The following is a 7,393-nucleotide window of genomic DNA, read 5'->3' as shown; positions in this document are numbered from 1 at the left end:
AGCAGCAGCCAGAGCAGGGCGCCGAACAGCGCCCCGGCAGAGTTGGCGATGATGTCCCGCACATCGGCGTGCCGCCCGGGCAGCACCAGCCACTGGCCCGCCTCGATCGCCACGGCCAACCCCGCCCCCAGCAGCACCGCCGGGACCCAGGAGCGCAGCAGGTGGGCCAGCAGCAGGCCGCACGGGATGAAGAGCACCACGTTGGCGGCAAACTCCAGCAGGTTGTATCCAATGATCTGCGGCACACCCCGGCGGTGCAGCGCATCGAAGAACGCCATCAGCTGCGCGTTCACCGGGGCGTCCACGGGGCTCGGCCAGGCCGCTATCAGGGCCAGCGCCACCAGGTAACCCGCCCCCGCCAGCCAGATGATCAGCCGATTTCGCGTGCCGTCCCTGCCCATGTGCGCCCCCTTGTGCCCCATCACCCGCCCGCCGGCCGGGCCCGGGAGACTGGCCCCAGTCTATGCGCCGCGGCGCACCGAACGTGACATGATGGACGGGCACCAGTGAAGGAAGGACATCCACCCCGTGGCCCACCCCAACCGCCCGTCCCGCGCGGCAGCGAAGAACCCGGCGAAACACCCCAAGAGCCAGGCCAAGACCCTGCCCAAGAACCTGAAGAAGCTTGTCCGGGCCCGGATGGAGCGCACCGGCGAAAGCTACACCACCGCCCGCAAGGCAATCCTGGACGGGCGGCCCGAGCCGAAGTCCGCCCAGCATGCCGCCGCACGCCAGCAGGGCGCGGCCCCGGCGGGGGAGCCGGCACCGGAGGAACTGCCCGAATACCCGGCGCCGCAGAACGTGCGCCAATACGATGCGGCCCTGTGGCACCGGATCCTCACCCAGTCCGGGGTGAAGGACCCGCTGAGCGGTGAACCGCTGAGCGAGGCGATGCTTGCCGGACTGGCCGGCGGCATCGGGTTCATGCTGCACAGCTTCGTGGACGCCGACACCGTGAACCTGGCCTTGGTCACCCGCGCCCACCCCGAACCGTTCACCGCCACCCTGCTGGAGCGCTGCGGGGCGAAGGTGCGCATCCGCACCACCGGCAACCAGCAGGCCGCCGCCGCGAACCTGGACGCCGCACTGGAGGCGGGGCGGGCCATCGCGGTGCGCGTCACCCGCGCCGCCCTGCCGTGGGTGGCCACCGGCAGCGTGGAAGCCGAGGACACCATCGATGTGGCGGTGCTCGGCGAACTGGATGGGATGCTGCTGGTCGATGACGGCAGCGGTGAGCTGCAGCAGATCAGCGACTCCGACCTGGCCGCAGCCCGAGCCCGGCACAAGCGGGACCGGAACTTCAGCGCCTGGGTGCCCTCCCGCCGCGGGCCGCGCCCCGCCGCGCTGGCCGCCAATGTGCGCGAGGCGATCGCCCAAACCACCGGGCGGATGCTGGGCACCACCGAGCTGCCCGGCCTGCCCCAGCACTACGCCCGCAACTTCGGGGTGAGCGGGATGCGGCGCTGGGCCGAACGGCTGGCCGACACCACTGGGGACACCGGCTGGGCCACCATGCTGGCCGAGCCGGCACTCTATGACTCGGCGCTGGAGCAGCTGCACGGATTCTTTGCTGACTCCCGCTTCGCCGCCGCCGATGGGCTGCGCGGGCTGTACGCCCAGTTCCTGCAGGAGGCCAGCGCCCTGCCCGGGCTCGGCGCCCTGGCCCAGTCCGTGCCCGCCTACACGCAGCTGGCCGCGGACTGGGAAGGCTTCACCGCAGCCCTGCTGGCCCCCGGGGACGGGCAGGCGCCGGCGCAGCGCTTCAGCGCGCTGGCCGGGCAGCTGGCGGCACTGGCCGACGCCGAACAGGCCGCCGCTACGCAGCTGGACGGGATCCGGGCCTCACTGCCGGGAACCGGCGCCGGCCAGGCGCAGCCGGTGGCGACGCAAAGGCCGTGAACCGCAGGGGAACTTGATAACCTAGAGCAGTGATTAACGAGATTGAGATCGGCCGCTCCAAGCGCGCCAGCCAGGCATACTCCCTTGACGACGTGGCCATCGTGCCGGACCGGCGAACCCGGGACCCCAAGGACGTCTCGGTCACCTGGCAGATCGACGCCTTCGAATTCAGCACCCCCATCCTCGGCGCCCCGATGGATTCGGTGATGAGCCCGGACACCGCCATCCAGCTGGGCAAGCTCGGCGGGCTGGGCGTGCTGAACCTGGAAGGGCTGTGGACCCGCTACGAGGACCCCACCACGGTGCTTGAGGAAATCTCCGCGCTGCGTTCGGAAAGCGCCCGCCGCGCCGACCCGGCGATCACCCGCAAGCTGCAGCAGCTGTACACCGCACCGATCCAGCCCGAACTGATCACCGAGCGGATCACCCAGATCCGTGAGTCCGGGGTGGTGGTGGCCGGGTCGCTGACCCCGCAGCGCACCCAGGAGCACTACCAGACCGTCATCGACGCCGGGGTGGACATCTTCGTCATCCGCGGCACCACCGTCTCGGCCGAACACGTTTCCAAGACGACCGAACCGCTGAACCTGAAGCAGTTCATCTACGAACTGGACGTGCCGGTCATCGTCGGCGGTGCGGCCGGCTACACCCCGGCCATGCACCTGATGCGCACCGGCGCCGCCGGCGTGCTGGTCGGCTTCGGGGGAGGGGCCAGCAGCACCACCCGGCGCACCCTGGGCATCCACGCCCCGATGGCCACCGCCATCGCCGACGTGGCTGCGGCACGCCGCGACTACATCGAGGAGTCCGGCGGACGCTACGTGCACGTCATCGCGGACGGCGGGGTGGGCAACTCCGGTGACATGGTCAAGGCCCTGGCCATGGGAGCCGACGCCGTGATGCTCGGCACCGCCCTGGCCCGCGCCGAGGAGGCCCCGGGTGACGGCTGGCACTGGGGCATGGAGGCCGTCCACGAGGCCAGCCCCCGCGGGGACCGGGTGAAGGTGGGCACGGTCGCCCCGATGGAGCAGCTGCTCTTCGGCCCGTCCCATGAAACCACCGGCAGCTCGAACCTGGTCGGCGCGCTGCGCCGGGCCATGGCCACCACCGGCTACTCCACGCTGAAGGAATTCCAGCGGGTGGACGTCGTGGTCTCGCCCTACGAGGCCGACCGCTTCTAACCCGGCGCGCCGAGGCGCGGGCACCCACCGGCCGCCACCACACCATGTGTGGTGGCGGCCGCAGGCATGTTCGCCCCCTTGTCCGGTGGGCGCCCTGCCGGGTCCTGGCCACCACGGCGGCGGGGTCAAAGGGAAGAATCTCACCCGCCGCGCATTGGCTCTTCTACAAGCAATCGAAGTACGGTAGTGATGTGCTGAAAACCGCTTTCAAACCCAAATGGATCGCCGCGCTGCTCGGTGCCCTCATCGTGGCCACCGGCTTCGTGCTGCTCTCCGGATGGCAGTTCGGTTCCTCCACCACCGAACCCCCGGTGAAGGCGGAGAAGACCGAGGTTCCGGTGCCGCTGACCGAGCACGTGCAGCCGGGCACCGAACTGCTGGGCACGAAGGCGGACCAGATTGTTACCATGCAGGGCCACTTCCTGCCGGGCACCGAGATCCTGGTGGAAAAGCGCGTGCACGAGGGCCAGACCGGCTACTGGGTGATCAGCGCGTTCGCGGTGGACGGCGCCCCCGACGATGAGGCCATCGCGGTGGTGCGCGGCTGGGAAGCCGAACCGAACGACCCGCCGGCCACCCCGGAGGGCCAGTTCACCATCACCGGCCGGCTGATCCCGCCCGAGGGCCCGGTGCTTCAGCGCGACGTGCGCGAACCGTACTACGCGTCAGTCTCCAGCGCCCAGCTGGCCAACACCTGGGATCTGCCGCTGTACTCCGGATTCGTCTCCATCCACGAGCTGGCCAACGACGCCGGGCCGGTGACCGAGCCGGGGCTGAGCCACATCTTTGTCGGCACCCAACCGCAGGAAGCCACCGTGAACTGGCTGAACGTCTTCTACGGGATTGAATGGGTGGTCTTCGCCGGCTTCGCGTTCTTCCTGTGGTACCGCCTGGTGCGCGATGACTACCAGCGCGAACTGGATGAACTGGCCGAGCAGGGCGCCGCCGAGCACCGCCGCGGCCAGGAGCCCACCGGCCAGGAGCCGAGCCAAGACCATTCGTCCTCCGGCCCGCACGGCACCTCCCAGAACCACTAAGACCCCTCGGGGCTTTGCCCCAAAGCCCCTTCGCGGAAGGAACACTCCAAGCATGTCCAGCCCCACCACCCCCGGCACCCCACGCAAGTTCGGCGGCACCCCCACCCAGATCCGCAACGCGCTGGCCTTCTACAAAGTGCTCTCCTACGCCACCGGTGTGATGCTGCTGCTGCTGGTGGCCGAGATGGTCCTGAAGTACTTCTGGGGCCTGGAACTGTTCGCCGGGGGTACCCACCTGGATGGCACCGCGAACATACTGGGCCTGTTCAACCGCGCCGAGATTGCCGGCGGGGTGAACATCTCCCTGCTGATCCTGATCGTGCACGGCTGGATGTACGTGGTCTACCTGTTCTCCGACTTCCGGCTCTGGTCGATGATGCGCTGGCCGTTCATGCGCTTCATCACCATCGCCCTGGGCGGGGTGGTCCCGTTCCTCTCCTTCTTCGTGGAGCACAAGGTGCACCGTGAGGTGGAGGCCGAACTGGCCGCGTTCCCCAAGGCCGCCAAGCGCTACTAGCATCTTCGGTTCCCGGCTGGTGACGGGGATGACAGGGGTGCGGGGTTTTTACGGCGCGGTGAGCTAGTAGACTTGAATCCGTGACTACTGCGCCCCTCACCACAGAACATAAGCCGGTTCTGGTCGTCGACTACGGGGCCCAATACGCGCAGCTGATTGCTCGGCGTGTGCGTGAGGCCCGCGTGTACTCGGAGATCGTCCCGCACACCATGCCCCTGGATCAGATGCTGGCCAAGGAACCTGCCGCCATCATCCTTTCCGGCGGCCCGTCCAGCGTCTATGCGGAAAACGCCCCGGGGGTGGATCCGAAGCTGTTTGACGCCGGGGTCCCGGTCCTGGGCATCTGCTACGGCTTCCAGGCCATGGCCAACGCCCTGGGCGGCACCGTGGCCGAAACCGGTCTGCGCGAATATGGCCGCACCGAAACCGAATTCTCCGGCGGCCCGCGCTCCGTGCTGGCCGGGGCCCACACCCCACCGACGGTGTGGATGAGCCACGGCGACTCGGTCACCGCGGCCCCGGAGGGCTTTGAGGTGCTGGCCTCCACCGCCGGCGCCCCGGTCGCCGCGATCGCCGATGATGAGCGCAAGCTCTTCGGCGTGCAGTGGCACCCGGAGGTCAAGCACTGCGAGTTCGGGCAGAACGTGCTGGAGAACTTCCTCTACGACGGCGCCGGCCTGCAGGCCGAATGGACCGCCGGGTCCATCGCCGATGAGCAGATCGAACGCATCCGCGCCCAGGTGGGCGACGGCAAGGCGATCTGCGGGCTGTCCGGCGGCGTGGACTCCGCCGTGGCAGCCGCCCTGGTGCAGCGCGCTATCGGGGAAAACCTCACCTGCGTGTTCGTGAACCACGGGCTGCTGCGTGAAGGCGAAGCCGAGCAGGTGGAGAAGGACTTCGTGGCCGCCACCGGCGCGAAGCTGTACATCGCCGACGAACGCGAACGCTTCCTGAGCGCCCTGGATGGGGTGACCGACCCGGAAACCAAGCGCAAGATCATTGGCCGCGAATTCATCCGCGCCTTCGAGGCCGCGGAGAAGGCCATCGTCGAGGCCGAAGCCGAGGCCGGGGAGCCGGTGAAGTTCCTGGTGCAGGGCACCTTGTACCCGGACATCGTCGAATCCGGCGGCGGCGAGGGCACCGCGAACATCAAGAGCCACCACAACGTGGGCGGGCTGCCCGAGGACCTGCAGTTCGAGCTGGTTGAGCCGCTGCGCACCCTGTTCAAGGACGAGGTGCGTGCGGTGGGCCGCGAACTGGGCCTGCCCGAGGAGATCGTGGGACGCCAGCCGTTCCCTGGCCCGGGCCTGGGCATCCGCATCATCGGTGCGGTGAACGAGGAACGCCTCTCGATCCTGCGCAAGGCCGACGCGATCGCCCGCGAGGAGCTGACCAACGCCGGACTGGATGACGAGGTCTGGCAGATGCCGGTCGTGCTGCTGGCCGACGTGCGCAGCGTGGGCGTGCAGGGCGATGGGCGCACCTACGGGCATCCGATCGTGCTGCGCCCGGTCTCCAGTGAGGACGCGATGACCGCGGACTGGTCCCGCCTGCCCTACGACCTGCTGGCCCGGATCTCCAACCGGATCACCAACCAGGTCGACGGGGTCAACCGGGTGGTGCTGGATGTGACCAGCAAGCCCCCGGGAACCATCGAATGGGAGTAATCCGCCCCTAGCGGATCGCCCACGGGCGGAATCGGACGAAGGCCAGCCGGCGGCGCACGCCGCCGCGGCCGGCCACCGGTTCCGCCCGTGGCGCTTAAACAGTGTTTCGTACAGCCGAACCGGGCCGTGCGTGCACTACCTTAGGAAGTGGCGTGTTGTGTGCCAAAACCGGCCCGCGGCGACCGCGCGGCACGGGGGCAAAATCTGATCCCGGCATCGGCGGGCGCCGCCGACGGGAAGCGAACGAAGGGAATGAGAGTCGTGACTAGTGGCCGAACTGCTGCCGCCGAACGCGTGGCCAGCTGGGTAAAGACCCTGGGGCAGGGGACCGGCGCGGACACCACGCTGCGGTTCGCCCCGTCGACCTCCAACAGCATCGACATCACCCACGCCAACCCCTCGGGCCTGGCCCAGTTCCTGGCCGGGCGGCGCACCCGCCTGTCCACCCTGCTGCATGACGCGGACCAGTTCGCGGTGGCCAAGCGCACCGCCCGTGCGCTGGACGCGAAGATCGATGAACTGTGGGACGAGCGCGGCATCGACGTGGGCTACCTGGCCGCGGGCGTGGCGAACTGGCGCGCCACCCATGAGGGGCGCAGCGAGGCGCTGTCCGCCCCGATCATGCTCGGGCGGATCAAGCTGACCCGCCACCTGGACCAGGACGACTACGACGTGCAGCTGGTGGGCCGCGCCATCGTCTCCCCGGCGTTCATCCGCCAGGTCGAGGCCGACCACCACGCCGCCATTGACACCCAGGCGGTGCACGCCGCCGCCTACTCCATCGCCCGCTTCGACCCGGTGCGCGGCATGGATGCCCTGCGCCACCAGCTGGCCGACGTGCCCGGGGTGGTCATCGGCCACCGCCTGCTGCTGTCCACCTTCGCGGATCTGACCGACCCGGCCGACCCGGCCAAGCTCAGCGCCGGGCACCCGGTCATCGCCGGGCTGGTCAACCACGCCGAACACGCCGCCGGCCTCCAGGACGCGGCCCGGCAGGACACCGCCCCGAATCCCGCGGACGCGGCGCAGGGCGCCGGCACGGAGGAGGACGAGCAGGCCCCGGCCCACTCCGGCTCCCGGCTGCGCCGCGTG

General features: G+C 69.6%; 7 protein-coding genes. 6 read left to right on the top strand and 1 reads right to left on the bottom strand.

Annotation, left to right across the window (positions count from 1 at the left end; translation table 11 throughout):
* Window positions 1-401 (bottom strand): VanZ family protein (locus tag RCJ92_RS14175; protein ID WP_446754889.1); only part of this gene is annotated, 401 nt, incomplete at its 3' end.
* 127 nt (window positions 402-528) lie between these two features.
* On the opposite strand from RCJ92_RS14175, the gene RCJ92_RS14170 reads away from it, so the two are divergent.
* The 6 genes from RCJ92_RS14170 to RCJ92_RS14145 all read left to right on the top strand — a co-directional run.
* On the top strand, window positions 529-1,899 hold the full coding sequence (locus RCJ92_RS14170; RefSeq protein ID WP_446754888.1) for a DUF4872 domain-containing protein: 1,371 nt from the start codon (window positions 529-531) through the stop codon (window positions 1,897-1,899).
* Window positions 1,900-1,928: 29 nt separating this feature from the next.
* Entirely contained in the window at window positions 1,929-3,080 is a 1,152-nt protein-coding gene (locus RCJ92_RS14165) for a GuaB3 family IMP dehydrogenase-related protein (RefSeq protein ID WP_446754887.1), read from the top strand.
* 191 nt (window positions 3,081-3,271) lie between these two features.
* Window positions 3,272-4,117, top strand: a complete 846-nt coding sequence (locus RCJ92_RS14160; RefSeq protein ID WP_446754886.1) for an SURF1 family protein — start codon at window positions 3,272-3,274, stop codon at window positions 4,115-4,117.
* Between the two features lie 52 nt (window positions 4,118-4,169).
* A complete protein-coding gene (locus RCJ92_RS14155) occupies window positions 4,170-4,634 on the top strand; it encodes a DUF3817 domain-containing protein (protein WP_446754885.1) in 465 nt (154 codons plus the stop codon).
* 80 nt (window positions 4,635-4,714) lie between these two features.
* Complete coding sequence (gene guaA, locus RCJ92_RS14150) at window positions 4,715-6,301, top strand: glutamine-hydrolyzing GMP synthase (protein WP_446754884.1); 1,587 nt, start codon at window positions 4,715-4,717, stop codon at window positions 6,299-6,301.
* Between the two features lie 252 nt (window positions 6,302-6,553).
* Window positions 6,554-7,393 (top strand): DUF4011 domain-containing protein (locus tag RCJ92_RS14145; RefSeq protein WP_446754883.1); only part of this gene is annotated, 840 nt, incomplete at its 3' end.

This window comes from Glutamicibacter sp. BSL13 (genome assembly GCF_052928425.1).
This window is presented reverse-complemented; position numbering and strand designations above follow the sequence as displayed.